This window comes from Micromonospora sp. NPDC048843 (genome assembly GCF_040649965.1).
Classification (GTDB): Bacteria; Actinomycetota; Actinomycetes; order Mycobacteriales; family Micromonosporaceae; genus Micromonospora; species Micromonospora hortensis.
In genome coordinates this window covers 24,724-44,679 of sequence record NZ_JBEZGJ010000042.1, presented here as the reverse complement: position 1 = coordinate 44,679, position 19,956 = coordinate 24,724, and the positions used below count along the sequence as shown (strand labels likewise).

The 19,956-nt window shown below is 67.2% G+C and carries 13 protein-coding genes and 2 pseudogenes; 5 read left to right on the top strand and 10 right to left on the bottom strand.

What is annotated here, in order from left to right; genetic code table 11:
• Positions 1–34: 34 nt before the first annotated feature.
• Both AB0C20_RS13190 and AB0C20_RS13185 read left to right on the top strand, forming a co-directional pair.
• Positions 35–2,833: an AAA family ATPase gene (locus AB0C20_RS13190; protein ID WP_357568032.1), complete on the top strand. Its 2,799-nt coding sequence runs from the start codon at positions 35–37 to the stop codon at positions 2,831–2,833.
• A 71-nt stretch (positions 2,834–2,904) separates the two neighbouring features.
• The gene (locus tag AB0C20_RS13185) at positions 2,905–3,900 is read left to right on the top strand and encodes a hypothetical protein (protein WP_357568031.1); all 996 of its coding nucleotides are present in this window, start codon (positions 2,905–2,907) and stop codon (positions 3,898–3,900) included.
• Positions 3,901–4,059: 159 nt separating this feature from the next.
• On the opposite strand, the gene AB0C20_RS13180 is transcribed toward AB0C20_RS13185, so the two are convergent.
• Both AB0C20_RS13180 and AB0C20_RS13175 read right to left on the bottom strand, forming a co-directional pair.
• The gene (locus AB0C20_RS13180; protein ID WP_357568030.1) at positions 4,060–5,433 is read right to left on the bottom strand and encodes a caspase family protein; all 1,374 of its coding nucleotides are present in this window, start codon (positions 5,431–5,433) and stop codon (positions 4,060–4,062) included.
• On the bottom strand, positions 5,430–5,576 hold the full coding sequence (locus AB0C20_RS13175; protein ID WP_357568029.1) for a hypothetical protein: 147 nt from the start codon (positions 5,574–5,576) through the stop codon (positions 5,430–5,432). Before AB0C20_RS13175 ends, AB0C20_RS13180 begins: the two co-directional genes overlap by 4 nt.
• An 871-nt stretch (positions 5,577–6,447) precedes the next feature.
• Here AB0C20_RS13175 and AB0C20_RS13170 point away from each other — a divergent pair.
• Positions 6,448–7,488, top strand: coding sequence for a hypothetical protein (locus AB0C20_RS13170; RefSeq protein ID WP_357568028.1), 1,041 nt, complete (start codon positions 6,448–6,450; stop codon positions 7,486–7,488).
• Positions 7,489–7,706: 218 nt separating this feature from the next.
• On the opposite strand, the gene AB0C20_RS13165 is transcribed toward AB0C20_RS13170, so the two are convergent.
• A complete protein-coding gene (locus AB0C20_RS13165; protein WP_357568027.1) occupies positions 7,707–8,594 on the bottom strand; it encodes a pentapeptide repeat-containing protein in 888 nt (295 codons plus the stop codon).
• Positions 8,595–8,967: 373 nt separating this feature from the next.
• A pseudogene (locus AB0C20_RS13160) lies at positions 8,968–9,180 on the bottom strand (pentapeptide repeat-containing protein); the annotation flags it as partial.
• Between the two features lie 302 nt (positions 9,181–9,482).
• Between AB0C20_RS13160 and AB0C20_RS13155 the strand changes: the two are divergent.
• On the top strand, positions 9,483–12,053 hold the full coding sequence (locus AB0C20_RS13155) for a DEAD/DEAH box helicase (RefSeq protein ID WP_357568025.1): 2,571 nt from the start codon (positions 9,483–9,485) through the stop codon (positions 12,051–12,053).
• Between the two features lie 397 nt (positions 12,054–12,450).
• Here AB0C20_RS13155 and AB0C20_RS13150 read toward each other — a convergent pair whose 3' ends face one another.
• Positions 12,451–13,530, bottom strand: a complete 1,080-nt coding sequence (locus tag AB0C20_RS13150; protein ID WP_357568024.1) for an IS110 family transposase — start codon at positions 13,528–13,530, stop codon at positions 12,451–12,453.
• A 319-nt stretch (positions 13,531–13,849) separates the two neighbouring features.
• On the opposite strand from AB0C20_RS13150, the gene AB0C20_RS13145 reads away from it, so the two are divergent.
• Positions 13,850–14,741 (top strand): IS5 family transposase gene (locus tag AB0C20_RS13145; protein ID WP_357568022.1). Its coding sequence is split into 2 segments (ribosomal slippage): positions 13,850–14,217 and positions 14,216–14,741, totalling 894 coding nucleotides; the frame shifts between segments, so codons are not numbered across the junction.
• A 15-nt stretch (positions 14,742–14,756) separates the two neighbouring features.
• On the opposite strand, the gene AB0C20_RS13140 is transcribed toward AB0C20_RS13145, so the two are convergent.
• The 5 genes and pseudogenes from AB0C20_RS13140 to AB0C20_RS13120 form a co-directional block, all read right to left on the bottom strand.
• The gene (locus AB0C20_RS13140; protein WP_357568021.1) at positions 14,757–14,999 is read right to left on the bottom strand and encodes a hypothetical protein; all 243 of its coding nucleotides are present in this window, start codon (positions 14,997–14,999) and stop codon (positions 14,757–14,759) included.
• Between the two features lie 70 nt (positions 15,000–15,069).
• On the bottom strand, positions 15,070–16,467 hold the full coding sequence (locus tag AB0C20_RS13135) for a hypothetical protein (RefSeq protein ID WP_357568020.1): 1,398 nt from the start codon (positions 16,465–16,467) through the stop codon (positions 15,070–15,072).
• A gap of 386 nt (positions 16,468–16,853) precedes the next feature.
• A complete protein-coding gene (locus tag AB0C20_RS13130) occupies positions 16,854–17,054 on the bottom strand; it encodes a hypothetical protein (protein ID WP_357568018.1) in 201 nt (66 codons plus the stop codon).
• Between the two features lie 79 nt (positions 17,055–17,133).
• Complete coding sequence (locus AB0C20_RS13125) at positions 17,134–18,447, bottom strand: MFS transporter (RefSeq protein WP_357568017.1); 1,314 nt, start codon at positions 18,445–18,447, stop codon at positions 17,134–17,136.
• A gap of 67 nt (positions 18,448–18,514) precedes the next feature.
• Positions 18,515–19,954 (bottom strand): annotated as a pseudogene (locus AB0C20_RS13120) (aminotransferase class V-fold PLP-dependent enzyme); the annotation flags it as partial.
• Positions 19,955–19,956: the final 2 nt, after the last annotated feature.

Here is a 19,956-nt window from a genome sequence, read left to right as displayed (position 1 = left end):
GTGACCGAAGATGCTCACCATCGGGCCGAACGGCATGGCCGGGCTGCGCGTTCTCACTCCGCCAGCGCTCGTGCAGTGGGGGCCCAGCCTGCTGCGGGGCAGCGACCGGCACAGCGAATACACCCGGCACCGCGACCTGCAGATGACCACCCACACGGTCCTCGCCGCCGAGAAGGAAGTCCTCACCTACGCCGGCCTCCGCGGAGCCATGCCCGCCCCAGCGGCAGCGGTCACCTCCGCATCGGCGGCGCTACGGTTGTCTCCCGAGAAGGAGGCGGCGCTGCGCTGGCTCGTCGGCGACGACCGGCGGGTCACCGGCGTTGTCGGGCCCGCCGGCACCGGTAAGACCTACCTGCAACGCGCCGTCGTGACCGCCGCCCGCGAGACCGGTGTGCCGGTGCTCGGCCTCACCGTCGGACAGTCCGCAGCGCAGCTGCTTGCCGACGCCACCGCCGCGCCCGGCGGGCAGGTGCTGCGGACCGAGAACATCGCCCGGTGGCTGCACGCCCAACACCGGCCGCCACCCGGCACCACCGCTGCCGACTGGCAGTTCCGCCCCGGGCAATGGGTCATCATCGACGAGGCATCGCAGGTCTCCAGCCACGACCTCGCCCGCCTCGTCACCCACCTCGACAAGGTCAACGGAAAACTCATCCTCGTCGGTGACCCCGAGCAGATCTCCGCGATCGGGCCCGGCGGGCTGTTCCGCTACCTCGACAGCCTCGGCACCACCACCCACCTCTCCCAGGTCTACCGGTTCACCCAACCGTGGGAAGGAGCGGCGTCGCTGCGGCTGCGCGGCGGCGACCTCACCGTCCTCGCCGAGTACGACCGCCGGGGCCGGCTCGTTGGTGGGCACCGGGCGCAGCTCGTCGGCCAGATGCTGGACCGGTGGGCAGGCGACATGGCCAGCGGTCTGCGCAGCATGATGCTCGCCGAGACCGGTGACGAAGCCGCTGACATCGCCCGTCGAGCCCGCGACATCCTCATCCAGGCCGGCCTCGTCCGAGCTGGCCCCGCCGTGCGGCTGCGCGACGGCAACCACGCCAGCGTCGGCGACATCATCGTCACCCGCCGAAACGACCGCCGCATCAGCGCCGGCAGCACCTACGTCGCGAACCGCGACCAATGGCGCGTCGACGCCATCACCCGCGCCGGACAGGTGCAGGTCACCAACCTCCGCACCACCGCGACCGCCATGCTGCCCGCCGCGTACGCCGCACAGCACGTCCAGCTCGCCTACGCCCTCACCGTCGACTCCGTCCAAGGCCAGACCGTGCACACCGCCCGCGCGCTCGTCGACGACAACACCTCGCTGGCCCGCCTCTACGTCATGCTCACCCGCGGAACCACCCTCAACGAGGCGTACGTCGTCACCGACGACCACCCCCGCGAAGGAACCCCACCGCAGCCGCCCACCGCCCGGCTAGCCGTCCTGGCCGACATCATGCGCCGCGCCACACCCGACCGCTCCGCCACCGAAACCGAACAGCAACTCTGGGCCGACGTCGACGCCCTGCACGCCTGGACACCCATCTACGACGACCTGTCCGCCCGCGCCCGCATCCCCGAATACCTCGCCATCGTCCGGCAGATCAGCGGACGGCAGCTGGCCGACCGGCTCGCCCGGGACCTCGCGCTGCCCGCGCTGATTGCCCGCCTCACCACCCTGCGCGACGCCGGCCACGACCCCACCGACGTGCTGCGCCGCGCCATCCGACCCCGCGAAATTAACTCCGCCGACGACATCGCCGCGGTGCTGTCCTGGCGCATCGACCGCATCATCGGCCGCGCCACCGCCGACCCCACCATCGCCACCACACCAGAGCTCGCCGCGACCTACACCGACCGCATGCCCGCCGACCTCACCGGCGACATCGGAGACGCCCTGCGCCAGGTCGCCGGCATCTGCGACCGCCGCGTCCGCGCCCTGGCCGACCTCGCCGCCGAGCAGGAGCCCGCCTGGACCCGCGCCCTGGGCGACGTCCCCAACGACCCCGCGGGCCGCCACCAGTGGCTAGCCCGCGCCGAGGTCGTTGTCACCTACCGCGACCACTACCAGCTCACCAGCGAGCACCCCATCGGACCCGAACCCTCCACCAGTGACATCGCCCGGTGGAACGCCTGGCACCGCGCCCGCGTCGTCGTCGGCGCCGCCACCCTCGCCGGCCACCTCACTACCACCGACGACCCAGAACTCACACGACTGATCACCGCGCAACGCACCGCCGACGCCGCAGCGCCGCCCTACGTCGCCGACCAGCTACGCGACGCGCACCTCACCCTCACCGACGCCGAGCAGCGCCACCACGACCTCGCCCTCCTCCTCACCGCCGTCGACGGAGCCGGCCAACGCGCCACCGCCCACGCACAACAGCTGCGCCCCCGCTGGTGGCAACGCGGGCCATCGCGCACCCGGATCCTCACCGCCCAGCGCGAAACCCAACAGCGGATCGACGCCGCCACCGGCCGGGCTGCCAGTCTGCGCGCGAAGTTGACCAGCTTGCGCGAGGTCATCGACCAGCGCCAGGCGCGGGTCACCGACCTCGAGTCCCAGCACCGTACGTGGAGCCGCTGGTACACCAGCGCCCTGCCCACCCGCTACGCCGGACTCGCCGCCGCAGCCGAACAAGCCCGCCGCACCACAACCCGCCGCACCACCCTGGCCGACGCCATCGCCACCACCACCGCACGAGTCCGAGCGATCGACGAAACCCGCCCGCAGCCTCACACCACACCCATCACCGGGAGCCTGCCCCAGCACGCCAACGCCGCCCGGGAACGCACTACCGCCCGCGACCTGGGGACCTCAGAGGGAGCGGAGATTGACTAATGGCCACTCACCCGAGCGCGTTCGTCGACGAGTCCTGGTTCCAGCATCGCAACTCACCTGGCGCCTACCTGATGGCCGCCGTCATCATCGACCACGACAGCCTCCCCGCCGCCGAGACCGCCGCGACAGAAGCCGCCGGCATCCACGATGGCTACCACTCCACCGCGCTCTACCACCGCGGACACGTCGGCACCATCGAAGCGATGCTCGACGTCGTCGCCGAACACGCCGGCTGGTCCGTCGTCTCCGCCCAAGTACCCATCAACCCAGGCAACATGGCCGCCGTACCGAACAACCCACGCCACGTACACGCACACCTGGAAGGCCAGCGCGAGCAGGCCCGACAACTCAGCATGGAACGGCTCCTGCGCTACCTCAACGGCCAACGAGTCCGCAACGTGTACCTGGAAACCCGGGGCAGTCCTGCAGAGTGGCGCAACGCTCGGGAAACCGGCAGCCGACTGCCCAGCATCGACCGCAACGACATCAGGGCCTACCGCCGACTCCTCGAACAAAGAGCCATCAGCCACCGCATGCGACTCATCCACGTCGAAGGCCGCAACGACCCCGGACTCTGGATGGCTGACGCCGTCGCCTGGTCCGCAGGCCGCGCCATCCGCACCGACGAACCGCAATGGTGGAACCGGATTGCCGACGTCGCCACCATCCTCGAAGCGAACACCGGCACCGAACTTAGCCTCAACGCGAGTGGGGCCGCTCCACCAGATGGCGAACGCGACCCCCACAACCTGAGCCAAAGAGCCCAGACCATGTCCTCACCCGTATTGTACTCCGCGTCGCCAGAGGGCCACCAGGTCGGCGCCATCCTCACAAGCCTCGTTGCACAGGCCGTACACGCGCGAACGCCGTCTACGAATCAGCTCACCCGCGAAGTCCTCGGCTACGTGCAGCAGATCGCCGAACGTGTCGAGCGGTTGACCAACACCGTCAACAACATCATCCCGCAGCCGGCTGGCGAGGCAGTCCCACGGGACACCGCACCTCATCCCCGTAGCACCAAGCACGAGGACCTCACCCCACAACGCTTTCGCGAAGTCGACGATTGACGCCAGCGGCGGCTAATGCACCCAGGACAAAATGCGGAACCGCTTGCTCCGCCGCCCCCGCGCGAGAACAAGCGAACCGCAGTCGCCCCGAAGTTCCCGGCAACGTAGACACCACATCGGCGAGGCCGCGGCCGGTTCAGCAGCCATCGTCGTGACGTTCTACTTACGGTGATTCACGTAGAGCACTCGGCCGATGGCCAGGACAGCGGCCCCAGAAAGCAGATTTGCAGTTACCGCGGTTCCGACGCTGTGGTCGTCCCAGCTGTCCGTAACGGTCACAGCGACCACGACGACTTCAAGTAGCCCGGCTAGGACCCCGAGGGCCCATAGCAGGCCACGCCCGAAAGCCGCCCAGCCGCTGCCCTGAGTCGCCGATGCCTGGAGGACGGGTGGCGGAATTCCGATGGCTGCCTCGATCGCCTCCCGCATCTGCTGCATCTCGCCGTTGGCGGATCTAGCGAAGGAAACTGACGCACCGTCCTCCATCGCAGGTCGTCCCGCGCCCGGCCCGAATCGACTGATCGGTGCTGGCTGCACGCCCTTCTGGATCACTTGTAGGTAGCCAAAGTGCAGGGAGGTCGCCGGTTTGAACGAAACCCCAGCGACGTCGCTGATGTGTAGTCGGCGTTCACCCTTCAGGACAGGGCCGAAGCCATCCTTGCCGATGACGACCGATTGGCCATCGAACGCCGCATAGGCGAGGACACCTCGCACTCGAAGGACCGGTGCGGCGGCTCGGCGTACCGGGGGTGCTGCCTGGAGTGCAGGCACCAGGCCCTTCCGTGCTTCAGCAACAACCATCGTCCCCTCGCCCAGTCCGAGTTTGCGTGGGCGTTGTGGCGATGGCCCGTTCATGACGTGGTAGTAAACGTACTCATAGAGCTCATCGACCGTGATCCGGCCGTCGCGGTCCAAGTCCGCAGCGCCGGTAGCGATGCCGGCCACGACTGCTTCCGTGAAGTAGGAGGCTCGTGGCACGGCTGATTCGATGTCTTCGAAGCTGACCTCGCGCTCGCCAGAAGCGGTCAGCACCGCGACCCCGCTGCCCTCCGGCAACCCGCGGACGAGTACGTCGACGTCAGCCTCGCCGCTGGACCGGGCCTGCATCCCCGTGATGAAACTGCCGCTGAAACAACAGTCGACAAGAACCAGCGTGGACTTCGAGCGGCTGTCGTAGATCCGGTCCCGTACCCACCCAGCGCCCACCGCAGTCGCGCTCAGGTACTGCTTCTCGGTGTCGGTGAACGCGAAGTGCAGCTTGCCTTGTCTGTCCTGTAGGCCGTGCGAGGAAAAGTAGATCAAGTTGAGGGCATCATCAACCCGGGCTCCCTCCAGGAATGCGTCGACAGCCCGTTGCGCCGCGCGGCTGGTGCAGTCAATGTCAGCGAACACCTGCACGTACCCGGCCTCGTACAGCACGCGAGACATCTCCTCGACATCACGACGAGGCGACCTGAGCTGCGCCAGCGACGAGTCGACGAACGTCCCGCAGCCGATCAGCAACGCTCTACGTCGGCGGGGCGCCTCTGTCATGACCCGTTACTCACCCGGGTGAGGTAAGCGGCGACGAGTTCGTCGCGCTGTGCCTTCGATACGCGCCCCTTGAACCGGCGGCCGTCAATCTCAATCTCGACGTCGGTCGGCTGCCGGCTCAACCACGATGCGATGACGCCCATCAGGCTCTCCATCACGATTGGGGCCAGGGTGACAGCCAACGCACCAGCCCCAACCAAGACCCCAGACTTGGCCCCAGCGGGCGCCTCCCCAGCTCCAGCCCACTCGGCGCCGGCTACGTCGGTGGTGAGAACTTCTCGGCGAAGCTCAGCAGCCAGGTCCGCCAAACCATCCGCGTCCAACCCAGAGCAGTGCACTTGCAGGAAGAGTTGAATCTCATTCATCAAAGCGCCAATCCCGCTGACGAGCGTCGGCTTAGGACGACCACGGCCCAATGACCTCCGCGGCGCACACCACCTCTACCAACCGGCGAATACTCCGGCCCCAGTCGCAGCTCGGGGCTACGCGATCGGGAGCAAGCTGACGTAGGCAATTCTCGATGCAGGATACGCAGCATCGCACCGCAGAGCCGCCTTCCCGGAGATCGACATGGCAGCACTCGGGCTCGGAGCACACGATGCACACCCATGCGGTCGCTTCCGCAATCAACACACCGTCCTCCTCTATGATCGGTGATCATCCACCACCACCTCGGCAGGGCTGCGCAAGCCGAGTCCGTTCCGGTGCACTGCGGACTGGATCGCAATCGCCGTCCACGCGGCACCTCCGGTAGAGCAGGCTGGCGCGTCCTGACGATCGGGCAAGAGCGCGGTGCGGCACCCCTGCAACCGCTCTCGGGTAGGTCCCGCGCCTGCCCCTCCGCCTACACCTGGGGTTGGCTGAGCGAAGGTCCGCGAGGTCACTCGCAGATGCGCGGCGTCCGCCGCTCGACAAACAAATAGCAGAAGCCCGGCGGCGCCTGAGCGGAGTATCTTCCCATCAACATGGCATGCCCGGTGGCTTCAACGAGAGGTGCGCGGTGAGGAGATCGACATGGAGGTGAAGGCGATCTTCGAGCTGCCGGTGCACATTTGGGTGACGTGCGCCGCGCTCGATGCGACGTACCTGACCGGTTACGACAAGCTCCGGTTCAACGTCGTGATGCCAGATGCACGGCCACCGGTAGGCGGCCCCCCTCCCGTGCTCGGCGCGGAGTCACGCCTCGAGCTGACCGGCGATCAGCCCATATGGGCGCAGGAGTACAGCGCCCACATTCCCGAGTCGCTTCGGCCAGCCACCGCGCTTCATCGCGTGGTCGTGACCGACGTCGAGGGCCCGACCTACGACCACAAGTCGTGGTTCACCCCCGAGCATCAGCTCGCCGAATACATCAACAGGTGGTTTGACGAGGTGCGCACCTGGACCGAGATCGTGACCGGCCAGGACCTCGATCCCAATCACCGTGTCTACGACGCAGAGTCAGTCGGTGCGGGGCTCTCGTTCATCGAACCACCTCACGACGGCGCCCTGGGAATCAAGATCACAACACCTCACGTCCGTCCATTGCGCGTTGAGGAATGGGCTTACATCCTGGGGCTCGTCCGCGACGGCAACGAACCGCCCCTCGAAGAGGTGCTCAGCCGTGACGCACGCGCCGCGCACAGACGCCACGCAAACCGGCGCGCAATCATCGACGCAGCTACCGCCGTCGAAATTGTCCTTGGCCGGCACGTCCGCAACCACGCCGACCGGCTGCCCGAAAGGCAACAACGACGCATCAACGAGCGGACAGCTCTCGGTGACTACATTTCGATCGCCGAGCACAACCGCCTTCCGCTCGCTGTGCCTGCCGAGCGCCTGCGCACACTAAACAACCTTCGCAACGACGCCGCTCATCGTGGTGCCGCCCCAGGGCACTGGGAAGCGGGCAACGCGGTGCAGGTGATGATCGACTTCCTCAGTGTTCACGGACTACTTCGCAGGAAAGGCACGACTGAGCCTGACGGCGGGGAGTGGGTGCTGGCCATCCCTGAGAGCCGCGATGCCGACGAAACGCGGCCTGTCGAGGAGAGATCAGAGGCTGACGGCGGCTAGTCGATGACCCTGGCGTTCCGCACCAACGACGGGACCATCTGATTCTTGCACCGGCAACAGCGGCTGGCGGCGGCCCCACCTATATGCGGTTCCGCGCGCCTTGAGACTACGGTCGCGTCGATGTAGCTGACCCAATCTTGAGCACCGAATTCATCCTGAGCGGGTGATCCGAGAGGAAGTACACGGGGGAATTTTCGAAGGTCGCCGGCGCGGCGGGATCACAACGGCTCGCAGCGTGGAGGCCGGGTGATGCCGGCGGGCAGTGTGGTCTCGCCGTCGATGTTCATGCATGCCAGAGGCGCGAAGTTCCTCGCATCCGCCAGCTTCACTTTCCTCAAGTCGGCACCGACGAGGTCAACACGGAGCAGGTTGGTGTCCTTAAATTCGGCTCCCATTAGAGATGCTCCGTTGAGGCTGGCGCCGGTCAGGTCTGCGCCCCGAGAGTTAGCGCCATCCGCGTGTACCCAGAGAGCCGCCTGGGTGAGATCAGTTTCGTTCAGCCACGCGTCGTCGAGGCGGCAATCTGTGAACTTCGCGCCTACGGCCTTCGCGGCCGAGATGTTCGACTGGGCCAGGTCTGTGCTGTAGAAGATCGAGCCGGTCAGATTCGCGTGCAGGAACGTTGCGCCGACGAGACTGCTTCGCTGGAAGTTGGCGAACGCAAAGTTCCCCCTCGACAGGTCGGCGGAGGACAGGTCGGTGTCGGAGAGATCCAGCGGTTCCTTCGCTCGAGTGTCGGGTAGGGGGCGTCGGCCCAGCACCGTCACCGCCGCCTGGACGTCGGTCGCTGGCTTTGGCCACGTCGCTCGGTTGCCTTGATCGGGGCGGGGCCACTCGGCAGCGCTTTCATGGCCGAAGGGTGGGCGCCTGTTCTTGGCACGCTCTCGCACAAAACCGCACAGCACCTGTGCGATCGTCGAGCGATCTTGCGGAGAGTCGTGCATCAGGCGCTCAAGGCTGTAGATGCCGCCCAGGCGGACGTTGACCTGATCCGAACCGAGCTGCTCCACCGCCCTCGCGAAGCGGTCGGTGATCTGGCCTTGTTCTTGTAGCCGGACCTGGTTACGAGTCGCATCCACTGAGCGCCCGGTGTAGTAGATCGACATGGTGCTGACGATCAGGGCACGACCGCGGCGACGGCCGTCGCCTGGGCCGCCAGTCGCTGCCAGCGGGACTCGGGCACCGCTCGATTGGTCGCGCCGTAGCTGCGGCGGCGAGGAGGAGGCATTGCTTGATTGGACCTCATCCAGGCAAGGGGCGCTGCTAGACCAATCGTCGCTTTAGGGACACTAATAGGGGCTTCCTGGGTAGACCCCCCCCGTGGGCGGGAGACCCCTGGATTTCCCTACTGCCGCGCGACGGAATTCAGCGGTGTCAGCGTGCAGAACATCGTCGAAGGCCGCCTCAGTGAGGTCCCCGCGGGCGAACCTAGCTCTGCTCACGTCGACATCCCAAACCTGAAGGCCAGTTAGCCGAGCATCACGGAGGCAGGCAGGAGACAGCTGCGTGTCTCTGATCACCGCACCTACGAAGGACGGGCGACGGGGCATTGACCCATGCCAGGTCTGTCGCAGCGAAGACGGCCCCGTCGAAGTACCCTCCACGGAGGTACGCACCGACCAAAATGGCCGAGTTGGAACTCGCCCCGTCGAAGTTGAGCTCGGTGAGGTCTGCTCCTTGAAGGTTCGCCCCGGCTGGTCGATGAGGTGGCCGATGTTATTCGGATCTGCGCGTCGGCCGAGATCCGTCAGGGCTGCATAGATGTCGGTGCCCAGCAGGGGGAACTTCGGCCTGGCCTTCGGAAGCGGTGGCCCTGCCCGTGACGACGGACACTACCCGGCATGCGGTCGTCGTTGACCAAGCCGACCCCGAGCACCCGCACCGGATCCCTCGGCAGTTCGGACCCACTAGCCAGACGCGGTTTAGTGCGGCCGGGCGTTGCCCAGTCCACCGGTAGAATCTCCCGAGGGCAACCAAGAGAATCAGGGGCAAGCGTGGCGTTCAAGGGCGGGGCGAAGAAGGCGGTAGCGGTGGCCAGCCCTGAAGTCATGTACCGCGACCTCCCACGCAGGCCCAACGCCGTGCAGGGGCTCTGGACTCACCAAGGGGATCTTCTACGGCGATATGCCACCGACCACACCACGGACCCTGACCTCGCGCTGGAACTACCGACGGGTACTGGCAAGACGCTGCCCGGACTCGTCATCGCCAACTGGGTCAGAGTCACCCGAAGGAGCCGAGTTGCCTACGCCTGCCCTACTCAACAACTCGCTTCCCAGGTCGCGAAAGTGGCCGCTCGGGAGGGCGTCCCTGCTGTAACCCTGATGGGTAGCCACGCAAGCTGGCCCACGGCAGACCGCGCGGCCTATGAGGCTGCGGATGCAGTCGCGGTGACCACCTACAACACAATCTTCAACAGCAATCCGCACCTAGCGACACCAGATCTCCTCCTGTTCGACGACGCGCACGCTGGAGAGCAGTACGTCAGCGAGCAGTACGCCATCCACCTTCGACGCTCGACGAACCAGCAGGCGTACACCCAACTTCTCGACGTCCTCGCGCCGGCGATCGACGGCATCCCCTTGCAACGGTTGCGCGACTATACGCCTGACCCCGGCATGTACCGCAGCGCCCGTCTGGTCGTCCCGCTGCGTCAGCCCGAGATGGTCAGCAAGATCGACGCGGTTCTCGCCCAGCTCCCGGCACCCTGGACGTACCGATACTCCATGATCAGAGACGCCATTCCGAGCTGCCTGGCGTACGTCTCCTACAGTGCTATCTTGATCCGGCCGGTCATCCCGCCGACGAGTAAGAACCTGGTCTTCACGCAGGCCGCACAGCGTATCTACCTGTCCGCGACGCTGGGCAGCGGCGGGGAACTCGAACGGGCCTTTGGTCGCCCGGCGATCACGCGGGTAGCACTGCCTAATACGGCACCTACACCAAGGTCTGGCCGTAGGTTCTTCGTTTTCCCCGAGCTGGCTGAAGTCACTGATGCCCAACAACTTGCCCGGTCCGTCGTAGCAGCAGCAGGAAAAGCTCTGGTCCTCGCCCCGGATACCAATACCGCCCTCAGCACCGCGAGTGACCTTGCCCAACCCGGCTGGCCCGTGCTCGGCATCAACGACGTTGAAAGCGGCATGGAACAGTTTGCTGCGCTACCGAACGCCGTCTGCGGGCTCGCCGCTCGGTACGACGGGCTCGATCTTCCCGGCGACGACTGTCGCGTCGTCGTCCTGAACGGCAAACCGGACACGGACAGCCTCCAAGAACGCTTCCTGTCGCAGAACGTCCGTGCAGGCGCCGCCCTGGCTGAGCGTGTTCGTACGCGCGTCGTGCAAGGAGTTGGCCGATGCACGCGCGGCCCGAATGACTGGGCGGTCGTGATCGTATTGGGCGCCGACCTGACGACATACATGGTCAGACCCGAGATCCGACAGGCTCTCGATCCCGAGCTCCAAGCGGAGATCGACTTCGGTATCCAAAACAGCCGACGGACCTCGGCCACCGACATCCTCGACAACGTCACCACGTTCCTACGCCAGGACGACGCGTGGCGCACCGATGCCGAGCCGATCATCACTGAGCTGCGTAATGAGGCCACGTTAACGCCTCCGCCAGCTAGTGACGCGCTGGCCGCCGCCGTCAAATCCGAGGTCGAAGCATCGTCGCTGGCCGGCATGGGCGAATGGCAAGAGGCCAGCGCCCGCGCCAACGAAGCCGCATTGGAACTGGGCAAGGGCGGCGACGCCCTACGCGGCTACCGCTCATTCTGGCTCTACCTGGCGGCTACCTGGGCCGACCAGGCCGGAGTCACCACCGCCAACCAGGCACATCGACAGAACGCGGTCGCTCTTGCCGCTCAGGCCGAAGCCGCAGCCAAACCGTCGATGTGGATTCGGGAACTAGCGCCCATACCGACCCTTCAGCCGTCGGCGCTCTCGTCAGCTTCCGCAACGGCGGTTGCAGCGGTGGCAGCCCGGTTGAGAAGCACCTCCATCCCCAAGGCTGCGGCGGCGGCTGAGGAGATGCTCGCTGCCCTCAAGGAGCGCAAGCCGACCGTGTATGAGCCTGCCTTGACCAAGCTTGGCTATGTCTTGGGGGCTGATGCGCAAAAGCCGCCGGGCTCCGGTCGCTGCGATTCCACGTGGTGCTGGGACCACCACCTCTGGCTGGCCATCGACGCGAAAAGTGACCACGAGCCGTCCGGCCTCGTTCCGCAGAAGGACATTCGTCAGGCCGGCGATCAGCTCCGTCTACTTAGGTCCGATCGTGTAGCCGCCGACATCCCACCGGATAGCGCCACCGTGATCGTGTCCCCCAAACCGGCCGTAGACCCCACCGGCGCGGCAGGCGCCGAGCCTCACGTCCATGTCGTCCACCCAGACGTCGTACTAGGGCTCGCCGAAGCGGCGGCACGCGCATGGGGCGAACTGATGGCTCAACGTCCAGGCCTCGATGACAACCAACTCCGAGCGTTGGTCGCCGGGCATCTCGGTCAAGAGGGCCTGCTGCCTGAACAGGTACGCGAGCGGCTCACGGTCGACCCGGTCGCACCTCAATGATCGGATCCTGCGCTCACCTATCAGCTTCTCAAGCGAGCGTTGTTCAGTCCGTTCCGGGAGACCGAGTTTGCGAGCGCACTGGGCGCCGAGGGCGGACGTTCCGGATGCCCTTGAGATGAAATGAGTACGACAGCGAGCCTCTGCACCGCGCCCGCAGGAACCCAGAACGGCCACAACATAATCGGCTGCGTTTTGATCCGACGACCAGACCTTGCGATGACCGAGAGCCACCCGCGCAGCCTGACCAGGGCTAGCGAACCAGGGACCTGGTCATCGACTCGGTTACGGGCCGGCTCTCCCGGGTCGGACCCGGCCGGGTGGCCAGCTTCGTCTGGGGGCGCCTCGTGGTCCCGTCCTCGGTCTAGGGCGTGTCCTGCCGATCTGTGAGTGGGGGTTGTCAAGGGGTGCGGTGGTGGGTGGTGATGGTGCGGTAGAGCTGTCGGGCGATGTAGCGCTTGAGGCAGCGGGTGATTTCTCTGGTGGTGCGGCCTTCGGCGCGGCGGCGGGTGATGTAGTCGCGGGTGTCGGGGTCGATGCGGCGGCGGGTCAGGGCGATGGTGTGTAGGGCGCTGTTGAGGGTTCTGTCGCCGCCGCGGTTGAGGCGGTGTCGGTCGGTGCGGCCGCTGGCGACGGGTATAGGGGCGGCGCCGGCGAGGGTGGCGTAGGCGGCTTCTGATCGGACGCGGCCGGGGTGGGACCAGGCGGTGAGGGCGATCGCGGCGGTGACGGGTCCGACTCCGGGTTGGTCGAGCAGGGGTGGGCACAGGTCAGTGACGAGGGCGCGTAGGCGCCGGTGGTTGTCTGCTAGTGCGGCGTCGAGGGTGTGGATGTGACGGGCGAGGGTGCCCAGTTCTCGGCGGCGGGTGTGTTCCTCGGTGGGTAGGTGGGTGCTCTCGGGTAGGTCGAGGGCGGCTAGGCGGGCGATCTGGTTGGTGGTGGATAGTCCGCGTAGGGCGTGGCGCAGAGTGTCGTCGGCGGTCAGGATCAGCGCTTTGGCCAGGTTGACCGCGGCGGTGCGCGCGTCGCTGTGGTGGCGGCGGCAGACCAGCAGCAGGCGCAGCGCTTCGCGCGGTCCGTCGCTGCGGGGCACGGCGACACGGTCGGCGGGTAGGGCGAGCACGGCGTGAGCGGCGGCGACCGCGTCGAGTTGGTCAGACTTGCCGCCTCGGCGGCGGGCCGCAGCGGCGGGTTTGGGCGCCTCGCAGAGCGGTTCACCGGCGGCGCTCAGCAGTCGACACAGTCCCTGACCGTGCGCCCGGGTGCCCTCCACCGCCCACAACCGGTGCCCGTTCGGCGGGGTGTGCGCGGCGGCGAAGGCCAACAGCTGACTCAACCCGTCCGCGTCCGTGGACACAGTGACCTGCGCCAGCACCGCCCCGAGCCGGTCGAGCACGGCAGCGGTGTGCGTGTCGGTGTGGGTATCCACCCCCACCACCACCTCATAGCGATCCGTGACCCGCTCTACGATCCTTGTCATCTCGGATTGTTGCTCCTTTGCCAGTGACGACCGGGACAGTCGGCGTCGGCTCGGGAAGCAGTCACCTCGGCGGCAAATCTGTGATGGGCCACGTGTGCTCGCACGGGCAGGCTTCTGATCAGGCCAGCAAGGTGGGCCGGGCCGACGCCGACGACCACCTGGGGACAGGTCTTGCACAAGGCACACCCGCACTCCGAGCGGCCGGATCGGCAATGAGTCACCCACGTGATCATCGACGCCGAACCTAGCGGCAACCAGCCGAACCGATCACCACCGACATAGAAGCGTCTTGTAGTGGTTGATCGCCGACGATGTGCCGGTGGTACGTCGTGGTGAATTGACCGACGAGGCGTGGGCGGTGATCTCGTCGCTGCTACCCGAGCCTGGCGGTGCGCGGGGGCGGTGGCGGTGGCGGTGGCGGTGGCGGTGGCGGGATCATCGCCAGGTCATCAACGGGATCCTGTGGAAGCTGCGCACGGGCGCGCCGTGGCGTGACCTGCCCGAACGCTTCGGGCCGTGGAAGACCTGCCACGAACGGCTGCGCTGCTGGACGGCCGACGGGACGTGGGATCGGATCCTCGCCGCCGCGGAGGTGTATGACGACGGCGCACCGGTGCAGTGGACGATCAGCATCGACTCGTCGATCGTGCGGGCGCACCAGCATGCTGCTGGCGCCCGCAAAAAGGGGCTCCCCGACAAGTGCCGCGACGTCTGGTGCGCAAGATGGCGAGGCCATCGGCCGATCCCGCGGCGGGCTGAGCACGAAGATCCACCTCGCCGTCGACGGACGTGGCCGGCCGTTGTCCATCCTGCTCACCCCAGGCCAGGCCGGCGACAACCCTCAACTGTTGGCGCTGCTGGACGCGATCCGCGTCAACGAGCCCGGCCCCGGTCGACCCCGCAAGCGACCCGATGTGCTGATCGCCGACAAGGGCTACGCGCACGACTCCACCAGACGTGCGTTGCGGCAAAGGGGAATCCGACACGTCATCCCGGAACTCTCGGACCAGGTCGCCCGCCGGGCCGCCAAGGGCAGCACCGGTGGGCGGCCACCGGCCTTTGACAAGGCGATCTACCGCAAGCGCAACGTCGTGGAGCGCTGCTTCAACCGGCTCAAGCAGTGGCGTGACCTGGCCACCCGCTACGCCAAACGCGCATCCCTTTACCGGGCCGGCCTCGTCCTCATCGCCGCCATCATCTGGCTCCGATGACCACGACGACTCGCCTTAAGTAGCGACATGGGCAGAGCTGACGAACCAGGAACCCGACTCGACATCGATGGGCTCATCAACCCAAGGCTGCACGATGACGGCGAGCTGCGTCGTCATGGGCCACACGTCAACGACCCACCCGTCGGGCGTCACCTCGACATGCGCGCGCAGCAGCTCGACGACCTCTGACGGCAGTTCCCATGAGCGTTCGAGGACATCGCCCACGCCGAACTTCTCAACCATGTTGACCACAACCACGGCGAGACTCTAGCCAAATTGCCCTGCCGCACCGTTCCATGATCGACAGGACAGGCCCTAGTTGCTCCCGCTACTGCCGTACGGCCTTGACCCGGTGCCGGAGAAAGAGTTCGGAGAAAAACGCGGCGAGCAGAGGGCGGGCCTGTCGATCGTTTCGCAGCTCATGGGCCCCGAACCGATATACCTCGTAACCGGTGAGGGTGAGCCTGCGGCTACCAGCCGTGGTGCGGGCGTAGCTGGATGGATCAGCGATCCAGACCTTCTGACCCGGACTGACCTCCTTCTCTATGCCGTAGTGGGTGCGGCCGTCGACCTCGAGGACAATCCTGCCACCGCCTGGGACGAGTAGGAGAAAGTCCATGCGCAGGTTCAGCAGAGCCGCGACCCCACGTGCTTTGACGGTCAGGGGGTCCCAGTAAAGCCAAACCTCCGGCAGCAGTGCAGGGAGCTCGTAAACGGCAGTGCCGTGAATCTCGTGATAGAGATCGAAAAGCAGGCGCTGTGGTGGTGAGCTATCGGGGAGGCTTTGGCGCAGGCGGCGGTACAGCTGAGTTTTGGCCTCGCGCTCGCTGGCGAGCCGCCGCGTGTCCTGGAACCATGCTTGGAGGTCGCGCCACCGGATCCCGCTGGTGGTGATCGGCCGGTCATAGACGAGTACGTCGTCCGGGTCACTCAGAATCTCGATCTCGTTGTCGATGGCATCGTTCAATCGCAGGTCCGGCTTCGTAGACGAGGCGAAGATCAGATTCTTCGGTCGGCCCCGGTGCGCGCGGGCCGACACCACCTCGAATGCGGGGTAGCCGTCCAGGGTCCCAATCTCGCGAAGCTCAAGGCCTGCCGCCTCAATGGGCGCACTGATCGAGGTGGCGATACGGCGTTGCGCCCCCTCGTCAGGGATCGTGTTCCCGGAGACGATGCCTTCGATCAGGAGCCCGAAGCGTCGGTCGGAGCTTGCGTCGATCGCCCCCACGGCATCGAATACTTCCTCCACCGACCAGTCCGGATTGTGGTGGAAGTGCCGGTCGATCTCACCTCCTACGCTGTAGTCGCGACCGCCCCAGAGAACACCGCCCCCGAGGTCGAAGAGCGCGTCTAGTAGAGCTCGAAAGCGCGAGTAGTGCTCGATCAACTCGTCGCCTCCAAGCGCTCGGGCGATGTCACGTCTCGTCCGCTTTGATATGTGGGGGTGGTGCTCACCCATCCAGACGAGGTCTTGCATACGGCGTCCGTCGGAGCCGAGCCACTCGTGCTTGGCAACCATCTTTCGCGCTACCTCGGCAAGCTGGTCATCCGGCAGCGCTAGCAAACTACTCTCGGTGCGATCTGCCTTGCTTGGTCCACTGGTTGACGGCGGCAATCCGATTCGGCGTAAGTCATCGTCGAGAGTCTTGTGGGTGGCACTTTGCCCGACATGATGGGCGATCTTGCTAACGAGGTCACGGAGCTCCTGGACGTCGTCGCTGGTCATCGTCGGATTTTGACAGATCGAGTGGGAGATGCCGATGGCTGGCCGACGAGGGTGTGCGTGGACGTTCTTCCGGGATGAGGACATGGCTCTTCTAGCAATCCGGTCGCTTTGGGTCATCCGGAGTTTCAGCAGGTCACGGGGCATAAAAGTCGCCAGTCCGCGCAGGTACCCGACGGTCAACGTCGATGCGGCTCGGCGCCGTGGCCTGGTGGTCGCATCGTCTGCCCTGATGTGGCTCGTGAGTGGACGCGCAGGTTCCCGTGCCTGTAACGGCTACGGGCAAGGTAAAGAGCGCACAGGTTGCTTCGCTGCCGCCGCTGGTGATGTAACCCCACCAGCATTCGTGTGCGCGGAACAGGCTGGCGAGGAAGGCGAGCACTTCGCGTTCAAATCTTTGCTGTGGTTGGGTCGGCGTCAGGGTCGCCGACGTTGTTGAGCAGGTTTGCGAACAGCGGCGCCATGTTGCGGCAGTCGATGTCGACGGCTGCGGGGAAACCGATGTTCCTGGCTTGCGTGGCAGCGAGCTGGTGCAGGAAGGCGTCGAGTCGAGGGTCTCGGGCAGGTCCGTTGAGGGGAGTTGCTGTCATTGTTCGCTCCCGTCGAGGCCAAGAGTAGGAGGTGTCGGGCTATTGCGTAGGGGTGCTGGGTGATGTCGTGGGGCGTCTGTCAGAGGCGGCATCTCCACGCGACCGCAGTGGCTATTGCTGGCAGCGCTGCCGTGGCGGCGAGCGCGGTGGGTAGCCCGAGCGGGTGCCACAGGGCCGCGCAGCCTGCTGACCCGAGCGCTCCTCCGATGAAGAAGATGAGGTTGAGCAGGCCTATAGCGCCGGCCTGTGCCCGAAGGGCTGTGTGCGCTGAGACAGCCGTGGTCAGGGTCATCTGGGCGATAGCGAAGGCTGCGAAGCCGGCCGTGGCCGTGCAGGCCAGCACCGCTGGCCGCTGGTTGACGGCGGCGAGCAGCACAGTGGCGCTGAGAAGTGCGGCTGCGCCGGCCAGTACGCGCTGCGGTGGCAGGGTACGTATGGCGGTAGCGGCGAGACGGGCCATCAGCGCCGCGGCGACTGCGCCGGGTAGGAGCAGTAGGCCGACGCCCTGGGCGCTGTAGCCGAGGCGGGTCAGCATTTGCGGTACGGCGTAGACGCAGGCGAACAGTCCGCCGTACACGCCGGCTCCGACGAGGCCAGCGAGGCAAAACCGTCGGCTCTCGATGACGGCGGCTGGTAGGAATCCGGCGCGGTGGCGCCTGCTGTGAGTGATCAGCAAGATTCCGAGCGTGCAAGTGCCGGCCAACAGGGCGATGACGGCGGGCTGTGGGATGTGCAGCGTGGCGGATTGAATCGTCAGCAGCAGCCCGGCTGCCACGAGCACCAGCAGGCCGGCACCCACCCCATCGACCCGCTCTGGGTGGCATCTTCGGGAGTGAGCTTTCGGCCAGCACAGCGGCAGCGCCAACAGCGAGAGCGCGGGCAGCACCAGTGTTGCTCGCCACGACGCGGCGCTGGCGAGCGCACCGGCCAACGGCGCGGTGGCCGAGAACAGGGCCATCATCGCGCCGAGTCGCGCCAGCACCATCGGCCGCTGCGGTCCCGGTTGACCGGCTGCGAGCGTGAGTGCAGTGGCGGTCATCGTCCCGGACCCGGCGGCGAGCAATGCGCGACCGGCGACGGCGACGATGAGGGTGGGCGCGGTCGCGCAGAGAATCGTGCCGGCGACGAGGAGAGCAGCCCCGAGGGTAAGTACGCGGCGGTGCCCCCAGATGTCGGTGGCTCGTCCGGCCACGGCGGCGCCGATGCCGAGTCCGAGAGCGTGGATGGTCAGGATCCACACCGCCGCCGATCCGGTGGCGTGCAGTCCGGTGGCGGCGGCCGGAAGCGCTACGGCAGCGGCGCTGACGCCGTAGATGGCTGGCCCGTACAGGGCGCCCAGGCGCCAGCCCAATCCTGCTGGAGCGGGCGTGGTTGGCGCAGCGGTCACAGTCACGAGACGGCTCCTTTGCCGATCGTTCGGGCAGCAGCAGCTGGAGGCGGCGGTCGCCGGCCCGGGAAGTCAGCGCCGGCGGCGCGGCGTCGAGCAGCGTGTTCACCACCGCCATCCGCTCCGGCAGCGGCGCACCATCGGGCTCGCCGCCCATGCCCAGCCCGGCGGCCAGGCCCGCGACCAGCTCCGGGGTCAGCGCGTCCGGGATCAGCGACGTCGCCAGCGCCGTCAGTTCCGGCGGAAGGGCGACCGGACCGGCCGCCTGGGCCGCTGCCACCGCGTCGGTCAGGTCCGGCCCGAACTCGGCGACCCGGGGCGCGACCGCGGCGGTCACCGTGAGGTGCACGCTGGCGGGCAGGCCGTCGTACGACAGCTGGGGTTGGGTGTGCCAGCCCCGCGCGGTCAGCTCGTCGACCAGGACGAACAGGTCGGGGCCACCCTCGGTGGCGGTGAAGCAGACGACTGTCGACTCCGGCTCGGCCATCAGCCGCAGCCCGTCGACGGCGCGGACCGCATCGGCCAGGCCGGCGACCGCGTCCCGGGTGATGGCGGTCAGCCGCAGGTAGCCCTCGTCGCCGAGGTGCCGCAGCGTTGCGTACGCGGCGGCGATCGGCCCGCCCGAGCGGGTGGACGCGATCACCGGATTGATCATGGTGTAGCCGGGCCAGTCGGCGTACGCGAAGTACTGCGGGGCGCGCAGCGTGGCGTCGCGGTGCAGCAGCACGGACACGCCCTTCGGCGCGTACGCGTACTTGTGCAGGTCGACCGAGATGGAGGTGACCCCGGGCACCGCGAAGTCGAACGGCGGCACCGGCTGTCCGATCCGGCGCAGGTACGGCAGGGTCCAGCCGCCGAAGCAGGCGTCCACGTGGCAGCGCACCCCGGCCTCGGCCGCGGCGGCCGCGATCTGCGTGACCGGGTCCACCACCCCGTGCGCGTACGAGGGCGCGGAGCAGGCGACCAGCACCGTCTCCGGGCGGATCGCGGCGGCCATCGCGGCCGGGTCGGGACGTAGCGTCTCCGGGGAGACGGGCACGACGTCCAGCGCCACCCGCAGGTAGTGCGCCGCCTTGGCGAATGCCGCGTGCGCGCTCGACGGCACCACGATCCGAGGCGCGGTGATCTCCGGGTGGGCGTCCCGAGCGGTCTTGACGGCGAGGATCAGTGACTCGGTGCCGCCGCTGGTGACGCTGCCGACGACGTCCGGAGCTGTGGTTCCGGGGCCGGCGCCCAGCACCCCGCCAGCGGCGCCGACCAGCGCGTTCTCCATGGCCAGCAGGGACGGGAACGCGGTCGGGTCCAACCCGTTGACGTGCGCGCTCTCCCGGTGGGCGGCGGCGGCCAGCTCGTCCAGCCCCGGCACCGCCGGGTCGTAGACGTACGCGAACAGCCGTCCCCCGTGGGTGGGCGCGTCACCCGCCCGCAGCTCCCGCACCTCTTCAAGAACCCGTTCCGCGGGAACCCCGGCGGCGGAAAGCGCCCCGGCCTCGACCCTGCTCTCGTCGATCATGG